This is a genomic window from Reichenbachiella sp. (assembly GCF_033344935.1).
Taxonomy (GTDB): domain Bacteria; phylum Bacteroidota; class Bacteroidia; order Cytophagales; family Cyclobacteriaceae; genus Reichenbachiella.
Genome location: NZ_JAWPMM010000001.1, coordinates 4,827,311 through 4,845,640 on the forward strand (window position 1 = coordinate 4,827,311; position 18,330 = coordinate 4,845,640).

16 protein-coding genes and 1 tRNA gene are annotated in these 18,330 nt (G+C 39.1%); 8 read left to right on the forward strand and 9 right to left on the reverse strand.

Going from position 1 to position 18,330, the window contains the following annotated elements:
- The first annotated feature begins 2 nt into the window (after positions 1 to 2).
- On the forward strand, positions 3 to 1,568 hold the full coding sequence (locus R8N23_RS20660) for a hypothetical protein (RefSeq protein WP_318173509.1): 1,566 nt from the start codon (positions 3 to 5) through the stop codon (positions 1,566 to 1,568).
- Here R8N23_RS20660 and R8N23_RS20665 read toward each other — a convergent pair.
- The 5 genes from R8N23_RS20665 to R8N23_RS20685 are packed head-to-tail and all read right to left on the reverse strand — an operon-like array spanning position 1,558 to position 6,054.
- Positions 1,558 to 2,073: a shikimate kinase gene (locus R8N23_RS20665; RefSeq protein WP_318173510.1), complete on the reverse strand. Its 516-nt coding sequence runs from the start codon at positions 2,071 to 2,073 to the stop codon at positions 1,558 to 1,560. The genes R8N23_RS20660 and R8N23_RS20665 overlap by 11 nt on opposite strands.
- Entirely contained in the window at positions 2,070 to 3,842 is a 1,773-nt protein-coding gene (locus R8N23_RS20670) for an ABC transporter ATP-binding protein (RefSeq protein WP_318173511.1), read from the reverse strand. Before R8N23_RS20670 ends, R8N23_RS20665 begins: the two co-directional genes overlap by 4 nt.
- A gap of 23 nt (positions 3,843 to 3,865) precedes the next feature.
- Positions 3,866 to 4,609 (reverse strand): tRNA pseudouridine(38-40) synthase TruA, encoded by a 744-nt coding sequence (gene truA, locus R8N23_RS20675; RefSeq protein ID WP_318173512.1) that lies wholly within the window; start codon positions 4,607 to 4,609, stop codon positions 3,866 to 3,868.
- A 6-nt stretch (positions 4,610 to 4,615) separates the two neighbouring features.
- A complete protein-coding gene (kbl, locus tag R8N23_RS20680; protein WP_318173513.1) occupies positions 4,616 to 5,803 on the reverse strand; it encodes a glycine C-acetyltransferase in 1,188 nt (395 codons plus the stop codon).
- A gap of 5 nt (positions 5,804 to 5,808) precedes the next feature.
- On the reverse strand, positions 5,809 to 6,054 hold the full coding sequence (locus R8N23_RS20685; RefSeq protein WP_318173514.1) for a hypothetical protein: 246 nt from the start codon (positions 6,052 to 6,054) through the stop codon (positions 5,809 to 5,811).
- A gap of 166 nt (positions 6,055 to 6,220) precedes the next feature.
- On the opposite strand from R8N23_RS20685, the gene R8N23_RS20690 reads away from it, so the two are divergent.
- The 7 genes from R8N23_RS20690 (at position 6,221) to R8N23_RS20720 (ending at position 14,192) form a co-directional block, all read left to right on the forward strand.
- The gene (locus R8N23_RS20690; protein ID WP_318173589.1) at positions 6,221 to 7,006 is read left to right on the forward strand and encodes an enoyl-CoA hydratase-related protein; all 786 of its coding nucleotides are present in this window, start codon (positions 6,221 to 6,223) and stop codon (positions 7,004 to 7,006) included.
- Between the two features lie 37 nt (positions 7,007 to 7,043).
- Positions 7,044 to 8,564 (forward strand): lipopolysaccharide biosynthesis protein, encoded by a 1,521-nt coding sequence (locus tag R8N23_RS20695; protein WP_318173515.1) that lies wholly within the window; start codon positions 7,044 to 7,046, stop codon positions 8,562 to 8,564.
- 222 nt (positions 8,565 to 8,786) lie between these two features.
- On the forward strand, positions 8,787 to 10,433 hold the full coding sequence (locus tag R8N23_RS20700) for a tetratricopeptide repeat protein (RefSeq protein ID WP_318173516.1): 1,647 nt from the start codon (positions 8,787 to 8,789) through the stop codon (positions 10,431 to 10,433).
- On the forward strand, positions 10,426 to 11,175 hold the full coding sequence (locus tag R8N23_RS20705) for a DUF4292 domain-containing protein (protein WP_318173517.1): 750 nt from the start codon (positions 10,426 to 10,428) through the stop codon (positions 11,173 to 11,175). Before R8N23_RS20700 ends, R8N23_RS20705 begins: the two co-directional genes overlap by 8 nt.
- Positions 11,176 to 11,194: 19 nt before the next feature.
- Positions 11,195 to 12,370 (forward strand): murein hydrolase activator EnvC family protein, encoded by a 1,176-nt coding sequence (locus R8N23_RS20710; RefSeq protein WP_318173518.1) that lies wholly within the window; start codon positions 11,195 to 11,197, stop codon positions 12,368 to 12,370.
- Between the two features lie 151 nt (positions 12,371 to 12,521).
- A complete protein-coding gene (gpmI, locus tag R8N23_RS20715) occupies positions 12,522 to 14,042 on the forward strand; it encodes a 2,3-bisphosphoglycerate-independent phosphoglycerate mutase (protein ID WP_318173519.1) in 1,521 nt (506 codons plus the stop codon).
- A gap of 76 nt (positions 14,043 to 14,118) precedes the next feature.
- Positions 14,119 to 14,192, forward strand: a tRNA-Ala gene (locus R8N23_RS20720).
- Between the two features lie 92 nt (positions 14,193 to 14,284).
- Here R8N23_RS20720 and R8N23_RS20725 read toward each other — a convergent pair.
- The 4 genes from R8N23_RS20725 to R8N23_RS20740 form a co-directional block, all read right to left on the reverse strand.
- A complete protein-coding gene (locus tag R8N23_RS20725; RefSeq protein ID WP_318173520.1) occupies positions 14,285 to 14,785 on the reverse strand; it encodes a hypothetical protein in 501 nt (166 codons plus the stop codon).
- Between the two features lie 24 nt (positions 14,786 to 14,809).
- Positions 14,810 to 15,277 (reverse strand): hypothetical protein, encoded by a 468-nt coding sequence (locus tag R8N23_RS20730; RefSeq protein ID WP_318173521.1) that lies wholly within the window; start codon positions 15,275 to 15,277, stop codon positions 14,810 to 14,812.
- Between the two features lie 779 nt (positions 15,278 to 16,056).
- Positions 16,057 to 17,931 carry a tetratricopeptide repeat-containing sensor histidine kinase gene (locus R8N23_RS20735; RefSeq protein ID WP_318173522.1) on the reverse strand — a complete coding sequence of 625 codons (1,875 nt, stop codon included), beginning with the start codon at positions 17,929 to 17,931 and terminating at the stop codon, positions 16,057 to 16,059.
- A gap of 32 nt (positions 17,932 to 17,963) precedes the next feature.
- A complete protein-coding gene (locus tag R8N23_RS20740; protein ID WP_318173523.1) occupies positions 17,964 to 18,320 on the reverse strand; it encodes a hypothetical protein in 357 nt (118 codons plus the stop codon).
- Between the last annotated feature and the right edge of the window lie 10 nt (positions 18,321 to 18,330).

Genomic DNA, 18,330 nt, shown 5'->3' on the forward strand with positions numbered 1-18,330 from the left:
TAATGAACAAACTATTCCTTTTAGTTTTTACACTCTCGTTGTGCGCCTATCACTCCAATGCTCAGATTGGATACTACACAGATGCCCTGAACTATAGCCGAACTAACTCTATTGGAACAGCTAGAACGCAGGCACTCGGCGGAGCTCAGGTAGCGCTTGGCGGAGACATTAATGCCGCTTATGCCAACCCTGCAGGCTTGGGATTTAATAGAAGTTCGGTCGTCACCTTTACTCCTTCCATCAATTTTTCTAATAGCGATTCCGAGTACTTCGGACAATTGGCGGATGATTCTAAAGCCAATTTCAATATTGCCAACCTAGGCGTGATCTTCAACTTCGCCAAAAGTGATTATGAAGACAGTAAATTTAAAGGAGGGTCATTCGCCATCACCATGACTCGAGAAAACAACTTCCATCAAGACATTTTATATGATGGATACAATGAACAGATACAAGGCAAATCTTCGATAGTAGACTCATGGATTGATCAAGCCTGGGGAACACCTACTGACAGACTTATTAATTTGGGCTATCCATACGATGCATACAATCATTATTTAATTAGTGATTATGGAGACCCTAATCAACCTGGTTATGACAAATACATGGGGTACTTGCCAGACAGTACCATCCGAGAACTAGGTGATTTTCCAAGACAAATTGAGACTATTAAAAACAAGGGTGGTCAATATCAATGGGATTTTTCTGCTGGTGGAAATTACAATGACATCATTTATTTTGGCGCAAGTCTGGGGTTGAATTCAATCAAGTATTCTAATGAAAGCCTGTATAGCGAAAGCGAATTTCTGTATAATGATCAACCCGATGATATCATCAACGAAATTAGCACGAGATCAACAGTAGATGTGCGTGGCACTGGCGTCAGCGGAACCTTCGGTTTGATCGCTCGACCATTAGATCTCGTCAGGTTTGGAGTTTCTCTGACTACTCCTACCCATTACTGGTTATCAGAAGAAACTTCAGAAGATCTGCTAACTTCTTACAACAGCTGGGATTATCATGATCCTAATTCTTCCGAAGTAATACGTTTGGAAGATTTCTACGATGAATATTTTACAGAGTCAACGTATCAGATTAAAACACCCATGAAACTGACGACAGGCCTAGCTTTCTTTTTGGGTAAAACAGGATTCATTTCAGCAGACATAGACTTTATCGATTACTCTAAATCTAAAATCAAATCATCTGATTTTGACGTCACCGATGACAATCTTGCCATTAGCACCTTGTATCAGAAAACCATTAATTGGAGAGTGGGAAGTGAATTTAGAGTGAGTTCGTTTAGAGTCAGAGGGGGGTATAGTTATGAAGGCGATCCTTATAACAATAGCAGCATCGACAACAGCATTAGAAAAGTATCCGGAGGTATAGGTTATAGAAATCGAGAATTTTTTGTGGATGTATCAGCGGTACATAGCAAATGGTCATCTTCTCGAAGCCCTTATACGATCTATTCATTCGATGATCCCAATGAAGACATCAGCCCAACGGCTTTTATTGAAAACAAGAATTTAAATGTATCTGTGACTTTTGGAATCAACTTTTAACCGATTCCAAATACTCAAGGATATCCTCAAGATTCGAATTGGTAGTGAACGAGGCTTTCTCATATTGAGGAAGTCTCTTTTTATATAGCTCATCCATATCTTGAGCGAGCGTATCGTCCTCCATTTGATTGACTAAGGGTCGTGTACTCTTCTCCTTTTTCACCCTTTCGACAATAGTGTCCATAGGAGTATCTATGAAAATAGTCGCTCCCGCTGAGTTCATTTGGTCCATATTGTCATAGAAGCATGGTGCGCCACCACCAGTAGCTATCACGGCAGGTTCATTCAACCGAATGAGCATAAGCAACACACTGTTTTCAAGTTCTCTAAAGTAGTCCTCTCCTACTTGTTCGAAAATATCAGGAATTACCCATCCAGCCATACGCTCGATTTCGGCATCTAAATCAAAGAAATTACGGTTCAGCTTTTCTGCAAGCTGCTTTCCTAAGGAAGACTTACCCGAACCTGGCATGCCTACTAAAAATATTTTTGAAGGGGTTTTCAAGCGATCTTATTAGTTACCTCTTTGTATTGCATTTTATGAAGTTGTGCATAATAACCATCTTTTGCAAGTAATTCGTCGTGAGAACCTGTTTCTTTTATCTCACCCTGCTCCAAAACGAGTATTTTGTCTGCATGCTGGATAGTTGACAAACGGTGAGCAATGACAATAGAAGTTCTACCCTTCATCATCCGATCAATCGCTCGCTGAATCAATTCCTCTGTCTCTGTATCCACACTAGAGGTCGCTTCATCTAGAACAATGATCTTAGGGTCGTAGACCATGGCACGAACAAATGAAATTAACTGTCGCTGGCCTACTGACAATGTAGCTCCACGTTCCATCACGTTATAATCCAGCCCGCCAGGTAGCCGTTCAATAAATTCTCTTGCGCCAACCAGCTCAGCTGCATGCATGACTTGCTCTCTGGAAATATCTTCGTTTCCAAGCGTAATATTCTTTTCGATGGTATCCGAAAACAAGAAAACATCTTGAAGCACTACCCCAATATTTCTACGCAAGGCACTCAATTCATATTCATGAATATCGTATCCATCCACAGCAATAGACCCTTTGTTTATATCATAAAATCTGCTGAGCAGATTAATTACTGAAGACTTTCCTGCACCTGTAGCCCCTACTAGAGCAATCGTTTGACCGGGCTCCACTTCGAAGCTAATGTTCTTCAATACATAATCTTCATCATTATAGGCGAACCAAACCTTATCAAAAACTACCTGTCCCTCCAAATGATCTGGATTTTTCGACCCTTCATTCGGAATATGTTCCTTGTTCTCCAATAAATCTATCAAGCGATTCGAACTCACAATGCCCATTTGCAAGGTATTGAACCTGTCCGCGATCATTCGAATGGGACGAAAGAACATCTGAATGTACATAATAAAAGCGATGAGTACACCGGGTTGGTATTGAGCATCTATCATCTTCACCGCACCATACCATACCACCAAACCAATGCCAATCGCTTGAATCACCTCCGCTACTGGGAAGTAGACCGAATAGTACATCACGGATTTAATATTCGCTTTCTTATGCTCGCGATTTATGTCTTTGAATTTTTCTAACTCTCGCTCTTCACTATTAAAAATTTGCACAATACTCATCCCAGTGATATGCTCTTGTACGAAAGAGTTCAAGTTGGATACCGCAGTTCTGACGCTATTAAAAGAGACCTTTATTTTTTCCTTAAAAATATAGGTTGCGAAAATCAATACAGGCAAAGTGGACAAACTCACAAGTGTTAATTTCCAATCTGTATAAAACATGAAAATCAAAATCACCACCAATTGAAGCAAGTCTCCAATCATCATAGCTATACCCTGACTGAAAACATCAGCCAAAGTCTCAATGTCAGAAATGTTTCGAGTGACCAATCGGCCGATTGGGGTTTTGTCGAAGAACTTAAGCTTGAGTTTTTGAATATGTTCGTAGAGACTCGTTCTAATATCTCGAATGATGTATTGACCCAGCCAACTGGATAAGTAGGTATGTGCGTATTGCACAAAAGCCTGGGCGATGAGCAGTACGATCAACAATCCAATCATAAAGATCAAACCATCGAAGTCTCCATTAGCCACATCATTGTCAATAGTAACTTGAATGAGATACGGCCTAATAGGCACCAATATCGCCAATGCAATGGTGAGTAAAACCAACAGCCAAAACTGCGTCATATATGGCTTGACAAAAACAAAGATTCTTTTCAGAACTTTGAAATCGAGGATTTTACCGTCGGGTTTTTCTTTTTCCAAACTATTTTAGTGCTGACTTGAAATTAAAGATAAATGTCTTTGGGGTAGATGATGTCGCGCAAATATAGGCCATGTGCAGGAACAGATCGACCTGCTTTTTTTCGATCTCGGCTTTCCAATACGGCTTGAAATTCTTCAACTTTCATTCGCCCTTGGCCTACGTCCAGCATGGTGCCAACTAAGGCCCGAACCATCCCCCTCAAAAATCTATTGGCACTTACGTGAAAATGTATCTCATCGTTTTGCTTTTCCCAACTTGCGGTAAATATTTCACAATTAAAATTGTTGACTTCAGTCTTCACCTTACTCATGGCCTCGAAGTCTTTCCACTTTTTTATCAACTCGCAGCAAGCATTCATTGCCCCTATATCTAGCGGTTGATGAAAATGATAGGACAACCCTTGTTTGAATGGGTTCTTTCGTTGATGAATTTTATAAATGTAAGCGCGAGATGTGGCTTCAAATCTTGCGCTTACCTCATCCTTGACCAGATGAATTTCATTGACTGATATATCCAATGGCAAAAGACTATTCAGTTTGGCTACCAACTGCAATGGATCAATCTGCTTATCACAATCAAAGTGAACCATCTGCATCATGGCATGAACACCCGTATCCGTTCTACCACTTCCAATAGTCGATAGGTCTTTTCTTAATATCGTGGATAATGCTTCATTGAGAACACCTTGTACGGTTTTCGCATTATTCTGAATCTGCCAGCCATGGTAATTCGACCCGTCATAAGAAATATCAATGAAGTACCGCATGAAGACTTATATCACGCCTAGCTCTTTTCCAACTTTGGTGAAAGCAGCAATGGCTTTATCCAAGTGCCCTTGATCATGGACAGCAGAAAGCTGAACCCTAATCCTCGCCTGGCCTTTAGGCACCACAGGAAAATAAAACCCAATCACATAAATGCCTTCTTCAAGTAATCGGGCAGCAAATTTCTGAGATAACACAGCATCGTAAAGCATGATCGGCACAATAGGGTGGAATCCTGGCTTAATATCAAATCCAGCAGCTGTCATTTTTTCACGGAAGTATTTAGTATTTGCCTCTAACTTATCTCTAAGCTCAGTCGTTTCACTTAGCATATCAATTACGGCAATCGAAGCGCCTACAATCGATGGTGCTAATGTGTTTGAGAACAAATAAGGTCTCGACTTCTGACGAAGCATCTCAATAATTTCTTTTTTTCCAGAAGTAAATCCTCCGGATGCACCACCTAAGGCTTTTCCTAAAGTACCCGTAATAATATCTACTCGATCCATCACTCCACAAAGTTCATGAACTCCTCTTCCAGTTTTACCCATAAAGCCAGTAGAATGACACTCGTCTGTCATCACCAAGGCATCATACTTATCAGCCAGGTCACAAATTTTGTCCATTTGGGCTACTGTGCCATCCATAGAAAACGCACCATCAGTTACGATGATTTTACATTTGGCGTCCTTGGCTTCAATCAACTTAGCCTCCAAATCAGCCATGTCATTGTTGTTGTACCTATAGCGCTGCGCCTTACACAATCTCACCCCATCTATAATAGAAGCATGATTCAAAGCATCAGATATGATTGCATCTTCAGGTCCAAAAAGTGGCTCGAACACGCCACCATTAGCATCAAAAGCAGCGGCATAAAGAATAGTGTCTTCAGTTCCCAAAAACTCAGAAATTTTTCTTTCCAACTCTTTGTGAATGTCCTGTGTACCACAAATAAATCGAACAGATGACATGCCAAAACCATGCGTATCAATAGCGGCTTTAGCTGCTTCAATTACTTTCGGGTGTGAAGAAAGACCAAGGTAATTGTTCGCACAAAAATTAATTACCTCTTTGCCTTCACTCGTTTTTATATCGGCACCTTGAGGCGTGGTAATAATCCTTTCAGATTTAAAAAGGCCAGCTTCTTTGATCTCTTGTAGCTGTGTTTTTAGTTTGGCTTCTAAAGACTTATACATGGAAATTATTTCATTTTGGGTTTAAACTTCATTTTTGGTTTGGATGGAGCCACTTCTACCTCTTCACTCAACTGATATTTTCTTCTTATCGGGTTGATTAAAAATAATTTTTGAGCAGTAAAGCTGGCTGGATGAGTTTCAGCAAAAACCAAGGCTAGTTTTTCATACAATTCCGGCTCAGATGCTCTGAATTTTAGTGCATCAATTTTCTTGCTACTCAAATAAGATTTAAAGTCGATTTGATTTTCCATCACACGGCAAATATACGGTTTGTTCACAAAGAGCAGAGCAGGTTTTTTATACGAAATACTCGCTGAATCATTTAAATATTATTTTTCGAGTAGAGTAAAAAAGCTAAGCAATTGTGGTTTTAATTCGCTGCATTAAATACATTTGAAAAAACCATTATTAATCCTTATGGCTCAATTGGAAACATTAGCTCTACAAGTATCCGACGGCATTCTTACCATTACATTTATCCGAGAATCTGCACTCAACGCATTAAATGATAAAACATTTAATGAACTAAAAAGCACTTTCGAAGAAGCCCTGGATAACAAAGACATTTCTGGGATTATCCTCACTGGAGCCGGAGAAAAGGCCTTTGTAGCCGGAGCTGATATCACAGAATTGGCTAAAATGACTGAGGTAAATGGTAGAAGTTTTGCTGAAAAAGGCCAGGAGATTTTCGACATGATTGAAGGCTCTGCAAAGCCCGTTATTGCGGCCGTGAATGGTTTCGCACTAGGTGGTGGATGCGAACTGGCTATGGCTTGCCATATGAGAATCGCTACTGCTAATGCCAAATTTGGCCAACCTGAAGTGAACTTAGGAGTTATTCCAGGGTATGGGGGCACACAGCGCTTAACTCAACTTGTAGGCAAAGGCAAAGCACTCGAACTCATGCTGACGGGAGATATGATTGGTGCGGAAGAAGCACTCTCTCTAGGGTTAATCAATTATAAAGTTGACTCTAAAGCTGAAATGATCTCCAAAGCCGAGGAAATTTTGAAAAAAATTCAAACCAAGGCCCCTCTTGCTGTAGGCATGGTGATCGACTGCGTAAAAGCTGTTCATACTTCCGGTGAAAATGGTTTTCAAACAGAGGCCAATTCATTTTCGAGATGCTGCGGCACAGAAGATTTTCAAGAAGGCACTTCGGCCTTTCTTGAAAAAAGAAAGCCTAATTTTAAAGGCGAATAATCAAAGTAGTTCATGAAATTAAAATTCTGGCTAATACATGAGTAAAGTCAAAGGATTAGCTGGAGACACCATATGGTATGGGTTAAGCAGCATCATTGGCCGCATGCTATCCTACTTATTGGTGCCTTTATACACTTCCGTTTTCCTGCCAGGAGAGTATGGAATTGTAACTGAGCTTTATGCTTATACGGCTTTTCTGTACCCCATTTTTACCTACGGGATAGAAACCGCCTATTTCAGATTTGCCAACAAGAATCCAAAAGAAGAGCCTGCACTTTTTAACCTGATCGTCACTATGATGATCCTGTCCAGTACTTTCTTCGCTGGTGTTTTATTTTATTTTGGTGCTGACTTAGCGATAGCCTTGGACTATCCAGGAAAAGAAATGGTGCTCTACTGGTTAGCTGCCGTGCTCGCCGTAGATGCCATCACCTCAGTTCCATTTGCACGATTACGTTTTCGCAAGCAAGCCAAGAAATTTGCTTTTATTCGGTTTTTCAACATTGCATTCGCTGTAGCACTAAACCTGTTTTTTCTGGTTTTCTGCCTCAAAATTTATGAAGGCCTTTGGCTAGTGGATTTGCAGGATTTCATGCTCGAGCACTACGATTTTGAGTTCAAAGCGAAATATGTTTTTCTATCTAACCTTATTTCTAACTCACTCCTCATTCTATTATTAATTAAAGAATTTGATGGATTCAAACTCAGGTTTAATTGGAAAAAGCTTGCGCCCATCTTGCTCTATGCTTCTCCCTTGCTTTTTATGGGATTGGCAGGAGCAACCAACGAAATGCTTTCTCGTGCACTACTCAAAATTTGGCTGCCCGAGGGGTATTACCCTAATCAAACCAGTATAGCAGCACTTGGTATTTTTGGCGCTTGCTATAAATTATCCGTATTCATGATGTTAGGGATTCAAGCCTTTAGGTATGCTGCAGAACCTTTCTTTTTCTCAAATGCACAAAGCAAAGATTCACCAAAACTATTTGCTCATGTGATGACCGGCTTTGTCATTTTCTGCACATTGGTTTTTGTGGCTATTTCGCTCAACCTTGAAGTGATTGGAATGGTCTTCTTTTCTAACCCAGCTTATCGTGAAGGCTTATATGTAGTCCCTATTTTGCTGCTGGCCTATTTGTTTAATGGCATTTATTATAATCTCTCCGTCTGGTATAAAGTCACGGATCGTACGGTCTACGGAGCAGGGATCACCATTTTGGGTGCCACGCTTACCATATTACTCAATTACTTGCTTATCCCAGTATTAGGCTATTTTGGTAGTTCGATCGTTACGTTAGTTTCTTATTTTTCTATGGCTTTGATAAGCTATCTGTTTGGTCAAAAATATTACCCTATCCCTTACCAAGTTATCAAAATAGCAGTTTATCTGGTGTTAGCTTCTCTACTCATATTGGTTTTTTATCAAATCGATACAGACAACTGGGTAGCCAACTTTTTCATTAAAAATTTGGGTGTCTTGATTTTTATAGCGGGAACCTATTTAGCTGAGAGAAAACATCTTGCAGGCCGAGTAGTATTCGGGTTTAAATTTCCTTAAATTATTGAGTCATTTGGTACTAGTACAAATGAATGAATTGAAAATCAATAAGGTACAGCGGTTTTTCCTTAAATTTGTGAATCCTACAAACTATGAAAGGTGGCTGATCGTTTGATCAATACTATGATGACAATATTGCGGACTATATTCATTCTGACCCTGATACTTACTTGTGGTTATACTTCTTTTTCGCAAAAAAGGAAAAAGAAAAACAAGCCTCAGGTGAACATCGAAAAGGTTCAGTTTCTAACAGATGAGGAAAAAGCAGAAGTTGACCTCTACTTTTTAGAAGGAGAAAAGTATTTCCTTCTTCAGGACTTTTCAAAGGCAATGACTGCCTTTCATAAGGTACTACAACTAGACCCTAAAAATGCCGCCACCCACTATAAAATTGGTCAGATTTATAGTGAAAACAATGATATAGATAAGGCATTGCCGCATGCCATATTTGCAAAAAACTACAACCCCAAAAACAAATATTATTACCTCTTGTTGGCTCATATCCAAACAAATCTTGAGGATTTTGTTGCGGTAGAGAAAACCTATACAGAAATGCTGGCAAATGTGCCTGATACGGAAAGCTACCTTTTTGAATTAGCTGCCATTCAATTGTATCAAAAAGAGTATGAAGCCGCACTAGTCAGCTATCAAAAGGCCGAAGACCATTTTGGAGCCATGGAAGAAATCATCCTCCAAAAACAAACGGTTTATTTGAAAATGAACCGTATGGATTTGGCCGTAGAAGAGGGAAAGCGACTCATGGACCTGTATCCAAATGAGCCCTCACATGCGCTTTCGCTAGCACAAATGATGCTGTCCAATGACAAGTATGAAGAAGCTGAGGAATTTATCCTGTCTAAAATTGATCAATACCAAAACAACGAAAGACTATACATCTTCCTTTCGGAAGCTTATGGAAAGCAGAAAAAATACGCGAGAGCAATTAAAGTTTTAGAAGTTCCGTTTGCCAGCACTACGCTGGACTTAACCAGAAAGATTAGAACAATGGCAGGCTACCTTGCCATGCTTCCCAATGAGGAGCTCAATGAGCCACTACTCAAATTATCCGAAAAGCTGGTAAAAACTCATCCAAACTCCTATCAGGCTTTGGCAATGACCGGTGACTTATATTACAATATCAACGATAGACCAAAAGGAAGGGAGTATTACCTGAAAGCCGTGGAGATAGATGGATCCAACTACAACATATGGCAAAACATATTGTCTCTGGATCTCGAAATGGAAGATTACGATGCAGTGATCGAGCATTCCGAAAAAGCCATCGAGAATTTCCCTAATCAGGCCACACTTTACTACTTCGGAGGAACAGCCTATTTGATTAAAAAAGACTATGAAAATGCATTGAAGACGTTCAATGCAGGTAAGGCATACGCCGCCAGAGATGCTCAAATGAAAAGTCTTTTTCATGGTCAGTTGGGTGATGCATATAATAGTATAGGTGATCATAGTAAATCAGACGAGGCCTATGAGATTGCCTTAGATGCAAAGCCAGACAACGATCATGTTTTAAATAATTATAGCTACTTCCTGTCCTTACGAAAGAAGGATCTGGACAAAGCTTTTAAAATGTCTTCAAAATTGGTTAGAGATTTTCCCGAAAATTCGACTTATCTTGACACTCATGCATGGGTGCTCTACATGATGGGGGACTTTGAAGGAGCAGAAAAAAACTTAAAGCAGGCCTTGTTGTATGAACCTAGCGCTACCATCATCGAGCATTATGGAGACGCTTTATTCAAATTAGGAAAAATAGACGAGGCCATCATACAATGGAAAACCGCTAGAGATATGGCGGAGGACACTACCACTTTGGACAAAAAAATAGCTGATAAACAACTTTATGAATAGATTTATCCTATGCCTTGCAGGTTTGTTGATATTTTCAGCCTGTAGCAAAAAACTCGCCATCTTCTCTTCTAAATCATCTCAGCTCAATCTGAATAATTTGGAATATGACAACCTATCTTTAAAGTCTAAGATTAAATACAAAGATGAAAATCGTGACCTCAAGGCCACCGCGAATATCAGAGTCAAAAGAGATAGTATCATTTGGTTTTCCCTTACCCCAGGACTTGGCATCGAGGCGGCTAGAGGAGTCGTTACGAAGGATTCTATTATCATATTAGACAAAATACACAAGGAGTATCAAGTATTGAAGGTTTCGGATCTGTCTGAAAAATATCACTTCGATTTTGATCTCAAGTTGATCGAGTCCATCATTATAGGCAATTTAATCTGGCCAATCACAGATGATGATGATATACAAAAAGAGGATGGATACTTCAAAATTCAAAAATCTGATGGTGACCTGACCGTTATGAATTATATAGGAGCCAACTCCATGAAATTGGAAAAACTCCAAGCGGTCAGCGATACCAGTAAAAATGCACTGAATATTCATTACACTGAGTTCTTGAAGGAAGAGGGTAAAATTCTTCCGTCAGAAATCAATATGCAGATCAATTATCGCTCGAAAAGAAACAAAGCAAAAAAAGTTTCAAAGGTTCAAATCAGACATTCAAAGATCAATATCAACAAAGAAGATCTGAATTTCTCATTTAGCATTCCTGACAAGTATGAACCAATGTAATGTATTTACATGGTTGTTTTTGATTGCAACCTTTCTCATCCTTCCTGAAGGTTTTGCCCAGAAAAGTAAATCTCAAATTGAAAAAGAGAAGAAAGAAAGTCTGGCCAAAATTTCTGAGGTACAGAAGATTCTAAAAGAAACTGAAACAGAAAAAAAGGCCTCAATAGGACAATTACAGGCCCTCAACAAGCAAATTGAAGCCAGGCGATCATTGATTTCTTCTCTTACTCAGGAGATAGATTTGATTAGTGGAGAGATCTCAGATCTATCCATAGTGGTGAACGCCTTGCAATCAGATTTGGAACATCTGAAGCAGGAATACGGACAGATGATCTATGACGCCTACAAGGCAAATCAAGGATATAGCAAACTCACTTTCTTGTTTTCTGCACAAACCTTCAACCAATTATTTCTTAGATTAAAATACTTAGAACAATACACCAAAGCGCGTGAAGTACAAGTCGAACAAATTGAAAAAGTGAGAGATGCGCTGAATCAGCAAATGGGCGTATTAGTAGTAAAAAAAGAAGAACAAGATGCCCTACTCAAAACCAAAATAAAAGAGAATCAAAGTCTACTCGCTTTGAAATCCAAGCAAAACAAGGTGGTTCAGGAATTGAGTAAAAGAGAAAAAGAATTAAAGGCAGAGGTCGCTGAAACTAAGAAAGCCGTTAAACGACTGGACGATTTGTTAGCCAAAATCATTAAAGCGGAAATTGAAAAATCTAATGCTGATAAAAATGCCAATACCATTAATCTCACCGCTGAGATGGCCAAAATCTCTACTGCCTTTGAAGGAAAAAGGAATCGACTTCCATGGCCTGTTCAATCGGGATTTGTGTCAGAAAAATTCGGCAAACATCCCCATCCGGTACTAAAGAATATATGGGTAGAAAATCAGGGCGTCGACATTCAGACCCAGAAAAATGCTCAAGTGAAAACTGTTTTTCAGGGAAAAGTAGCAACCACGGCATTTGTCCCAGGTATGAACCGGGTAGTTATTGTGCAACACGGAGATTATTATACCCTATATGCTAAATTGAAAAGCGTAAATGTTAAAAAGGGTCAGATTCTCCAGGCCAATGAAAGCGTCGGGGAGGTATATACCGATTCTGATGGTATTTCCGAATTACAATTTCAAGTCTGGAAAAACAATGTAAAAATGGATCCTGAAAAATGGTTGGCTAACAAATAAAGCCTTGTTAACCTCAATGTCAAATTCATAAATTCGCAATAAACTGACGTTTCGTTGAATGAAATTCAATGTTTTAACTATTCAATTGAAAATTGAGTCCTTTTTTATCAATAAATTTCAATGGGCTATATAGTAAAACTATATTTGCGCTATGGATAAAAAGGTAATACTAATGATTTTGGATGGGTGGGGAATCGGCACCAATCCAGAAGTATCTGCAATCAAAGCAGCAAAAACTCCCTTCGTAGATTCTTGCTACACAAAATATGCACATAGCAAATTAGAAGCCTCTGGTTTAGCCGTGGGTCTTCCTGAAGGCCAAATGGGAAACTCAGAAGTAGGCCATATGAACATCGGTGCCGGCCGAGTGGTGTACCAGGATTTAGTGAAACTGAACCTAGCAGCAGAAGACGGCTCGTTAGCCAAAAATGAAACGCTCCTCGAAGCCTTCGATTATGCAAAAGCCAACGGCAAAACCGTTCATTTCATAGGACTGGTTTCTGACGGAGGAATCCATTCGCATGTCAATCACTTAAAAGCACTTTGCGATGGAGCTGCCGCTAATGGATTAGAAGATGTATTGATTCATGCATTCACCGATGGTAGAGATACCGACCCCAAGAGCGGCATCAATTACCTGACCGACCTTCAAAATCATTTGGATAAAACCACTGGGAAGATTGCTTCTGTCACTGGTCGCTACTACGCCATGGATAGAGACAAAAGATGGGAACGTGTAAAATTGGCCTACGATGCCATGGTGAATGGTGAAGGATCTAAAACAACCGATGTTTTGGATGCTGTGAAAAAATCATACGCTGAAAATGTGACCGATGAGTTTATAATGCCAATCGTCCAGACAGACGAAGCAGGTCAGCCATTAGGGACTATCCAAGAAGACGATGTAGTGGTGTGTTTCAACTTTAGAACTGACAGAGGTAGACAAATCACAGAAGCCTTGACTCAAGTGGACTTCCCTGATCAGGGAATGAAAAAACTGTCTTTAAAATATCTAACCATGACCAATTATGATGGCACTTTCAAAGATGTGTCAGTCATGTACGACAAAGACAACCTCAGCAATACGTTGGGTGAGGTGCTAGAGTCTGCAGGTAAAAAGCAAATTAGAATTGCAGAGACTGAAAAATATCCTCACGTGACCTTCTTCTTTTCTGGCGGAAGAGAAAAGGAATTCGAAGGAGAGAAAAGATTGCTTTGCCCATCTCCAAAAGTAGCTACCTACGATTTGCAACCAGAAATGAGTGCTGGTGATATTCGGGATGCAATCATCCCCGAACTGCAGAAGGGTGAAGTAGATTTTGTTTGTTTGAATTTTGCTAACCCCGATATGGTAGGGCACACCGGAGTATTCGAAGCGGCAGTAAAAGCTTGTGAAACCGTAGATCACTGTGCACAATCTGTAGTAGAAGCTGCTATTGCCAATGGATACACGCCTATCATTATCGCAGACCATGGCAACTCTGACATCATGATGAACCCTGACGGTTCTCCGAACACAGCACATACTACCAACTTGGTGCCTTGTATCTTCGCTGATGAAGATATCAAAGAGCCTGTGAAAGATGGAAAACTAGGGGATTTAGCACCGACCATTCTTACTTTGATGGGAGTAGAAGTGCCAGAAGAAATGACTGGAAATATCTTGGTCTAAAGTTATTCTTATAGCGTAGGGTTTAAACACTGCGCTATAATCAAAAATAAATATATATTTGCCAGCCTAATAAGTTGGGGCATTAGCTCAGCTGGCTAGAGCGCTACGCTGGCAGCGTAGAGGTCATCGGTTCGACTCCGATATGCTCCACATAATTAGCCATTTGATTGATTTCAGATGGCTTTTTTTGTTTTTTGGGGTCACATATTTATTCGCAATTGTTAAATTAGCCTAGTGCTGAATTAAGCAATTTTCTTTTTTCCCGTCTTAAAATACTGTGAACTGTAATTAACAAGTTCAATACAGTCAATCTGAATTGGCTCAAACTCTTCCGAATACTCCTTATGAATAAAAGACATGATCTTGTCAAGGTTTTTTATTGCTTTAGCAAAGTGCTTATCATAAGTGAAAAATGCAATTTCGTCTTGATTTGCGGCCTTATCATGACATAAGTATCTAGCCCTCCGTGCAAGTTGTTGCAATTTGATAAACGCTTTATAAGTTTCCTCATCAACTTTACTAAGTGAAACTTGTCGCTCTGGATTGAGTGCATTCTTAACATCGTTATGAGACCGATAATGCATATTTGCTTTAGACGCAATATGTGCGTTAACCAAATGTACAGCCACATAAAATGAAATTGTTACTTGCCAATCCCAAAACTTTTTCCCAGAGTCATTAACCTGACTTAAAAAATCTAGATTGTTCTTTGCTTGCTTGATGTGTTCGGGAAAATCTGCCAAATCAACTAGAGTTGTTGTCTAGAATTAAAGAACACTTATGTAATGTGGAGGAACCGGAATCCCGTCACTTTTCTCAAGTATAGTAGTAGAAATGTGAAACCCATATTCCAAAAATTCTGCATTCACTTTGGCCTCAGACATTATCAAATTATCCTCTGTAACTTCGTCATCATCATTAATTTCTGCCCATACTAGTATGCTTGAATTTCCCAATTCTAAGGCCAATTTTGAAATACTAACATTTCTGCTATTAATTTCTTTAATGTATGACTTAACTAACGCCTGCACAAAGGCATGACTTGATTTCTCCCTTACTTCTGCCAATACAGTAATATGATTTCCTTCTACGAGGTTTTGATAAAATGCTTCCTTATCTGGATCAGCTGTCCCAGAGTCTAGCATTAATTTATCCACTTTGACACCTTGAATAAATTCTTCAAACCAGACATCCCTTTTGCTTGAATTAATCTGATTTTCTTGCTGAATTGTCATATTGACTTTCTAATTATTTGAATATTATCAACGAAATGATTCGCGAAATTGATTGAAATTTCCTTAACAATAAATTTTTTAGCCACTTTTTGAATAAAATTAACCGTCAGATGTAAAAAAAGCAAATTCCATTCCTAACACCCTCGATTGTTTATCAATATACTAAATTTATCTTAATCACATAATAAACAACTACTTGAGAACATTTTTATTATACCGTAATCCTTTTATTATGCTCCTATGACTCCAAAACAAATGAAACATCCATTTGCAATAAAGGTTGAGAAATTAACAAGAAACGTGCCTCTAACATAGATATAACACATGGCTCTATCACACAATTCTGCATTGATATTCTGACGTTTTTGATTATAAGGTGAATTGAACCATAATATTCGATGTCTAATGCAAACGCAAAGATTTTTTTCCATCAAGAATTTGTACCTAGCAGTGTTTCATAGTCCTGCGATCATTTCCTTTTAGGAAATAGCACCTTAACTCTAATTAGACTTGAATATAATATCTCCTATCTTCATGTCTTCACAACTTACCGCCTCCTCACTAGGCCAATATGTGACAATGCAAAAGTATTCTTGTTCAACCATTGAACCACTAACATTTTGATATTGAAATTTTCCTCCTATCATCCAAGAAGTATCACTTAACGCTTCAGTCTTCGCAGATGAAAATGGAAAATCAACTTCATATCCTAAGTATTTAACCAATTCCGATATGCTCCACCAAAAGGAAGCCAAATTAACTTCCTTTTTTTGTGTTCCTTAGGTAATATTCGAAGGTAAAAACACCTTGAATGATGTTCCTTCTCCTTCTTTACTTTGAACTTCTATGCGGCCTTTGTTCAGCTCCACAAACTCGTGTACCAAAAGCAGTCCCAACCCAATGCCCTTTTCGCCCTTAGTTCCCCATTGACTTCTGGTTCCTTTCAGAGAAAATAGATTTTCAAGTTTTTCCTGAGAGATGCCAATTCCAGTATCCTTTATCTCAATCACCCCAAAACCATCCTCTTCAGCAATATTTAGGGTCACACTCCCTGCTTCAGGAGTAAATTTGATGGCATTACTTAGCAGGTTTCGGATGATAGTAGACACACTGTTTTTGTCTGCTTTAATAGTTACATCTTCTGGCAGTTGACCTACCAAGTCGATGTTTTTTGCAATCGCCATATTCAACATGATATTCAGGTTAGACTGGCTGATTTCTCTCAACGAGATGGTCTGAGGATCGTAAGGGATTCTCCCTTCTTGGCTCAGTGCCCACTCCAATAAATTATCTAGTAATTCCGATACCTCCTTAGCAGAAGCTTCCATCATACTGCCTAATTGCTTCAATCCATCCACATCCTTGCTGTCAGCCAATACATTAATCAAGCCTGAAATCCCTTGGAAATTACTTATGGGACCACGGATATCATGTGAAACAATAGAGAAAAAACGATCTTTTGTTTTATTTACTTCATCGAGTTTGTTTCTCTGAGCTGCAATCACTCGTCTACGCTGCCTTACGATTCGCACTGCCCTATCTTTAATTCTATAAATTTTTAGTAGCGCAATAGTCAATACCAATAACAAAGCAATTATAAAAACCGCACTCCAGGCTACCATTCTATTGAGCTTAGCTTGTTCACTCAATAGGTCTACCTCTATTTGTTTCTTATTTACTTCATACTCTGTGCGGAGATCGGCCATTTTACGAATGGTTTCTTCGTTGTTGATGCTATCTCGGTAGGTAATATATTGCTTCAGATAAGTGTAAGCCTCATCAGAGTTACCTACTGATTTGTAGAGTTCAGAAAGTTTGAGGCTGGCGTCTCGGATTTGTTCCTTTAGCCCTTCTTCAAGACCAATATTTAAACTGCTCTTTGCATATTTTACAGCTCTATGATACTCGCCTCTCTCAGCGTAAATTTCAGCCAATGAAGTCTGATATACAGCTATCGGATATCGGTCGCCGAGTTCCTCTAAAATAGTTATGGCTTGATTTATGTTTTCTTCTGCACGTACATATTGACCTAGTTCGGCTAGTACCAAACCTATATTTCCTAAGTTGAAGGCTGTTCCCATAGGATAGTCAATTCTGTTGAAAATCAATTTAGAGCGCTGAAAAAAGACTAGTGCAGAATCATAGTTTTTTATGTTTAGGAACTCGTCTCCCGTATTGAGTAGTGTGGACCCCATATTAACCGAGTCATCTAGTTCTTTAAACATTTCAAACGCCATACGATATTGAACTATCGATTCATCATGCCGCTGACTAAGCGAATACAAATCACCTACAGAGGAATAAGCACCAGCGATTATATTCTGGAAACCCATATTTTCGGCAATTTGCAAGCCTTTCAAATAGCGCTGAAGAGCCACATCAAAGTCGCCCAAAAGTCTGTGTGCATGGCCATTTAGGATATATCCTCTTGATTCCCATAGTGGCTCATTAAGTTCATGACTTTGATTGATTAGCAGATTGGAATAATAAAGTTTTTTTGCTGCATTACGTTGCTGATAGGCAACCTCTTCCAGTAAGTCAAAATAGCTACTATCCCTAACCTCAATTCCCTTGAGCACAAGAGTGAGACTATCAGCTACCCTTTGATTTTGACAAGGGGCTTTAAAAGAGAGTAAAAGAAAACTACCTGCCATAAGACAAGTAGTTTTTAAGTTAAATTTCAAAACTATGGTCTGATTTCAATCTTAGGATCTACCGTAATGGATTCCTTTTCTCCAGAAGGAATAAATACTACACTGTACTTACTATGCTGAGACCTCTTATTATCAATTTTAGCCTCCCAAATACCTTTCTTCTCATGAGGGAGCTTCTTGAACATTTCCTTATTAGTATCAATCTGGATATCCACTATTTCTTTAATGCTCTTATCTGCTATTTCCCAAGCAATTTTACCATTTGGAGCAACATACGTGGTAAAGTCTTTCTGCTTTCCCTTTTCACTATGGTGCCCTTCATTATCAGACAGCACCAATTCATTAGCCTCATATTTTAGATATACGATGGCCGGATCTTTTACGCTCATTATTCAATGT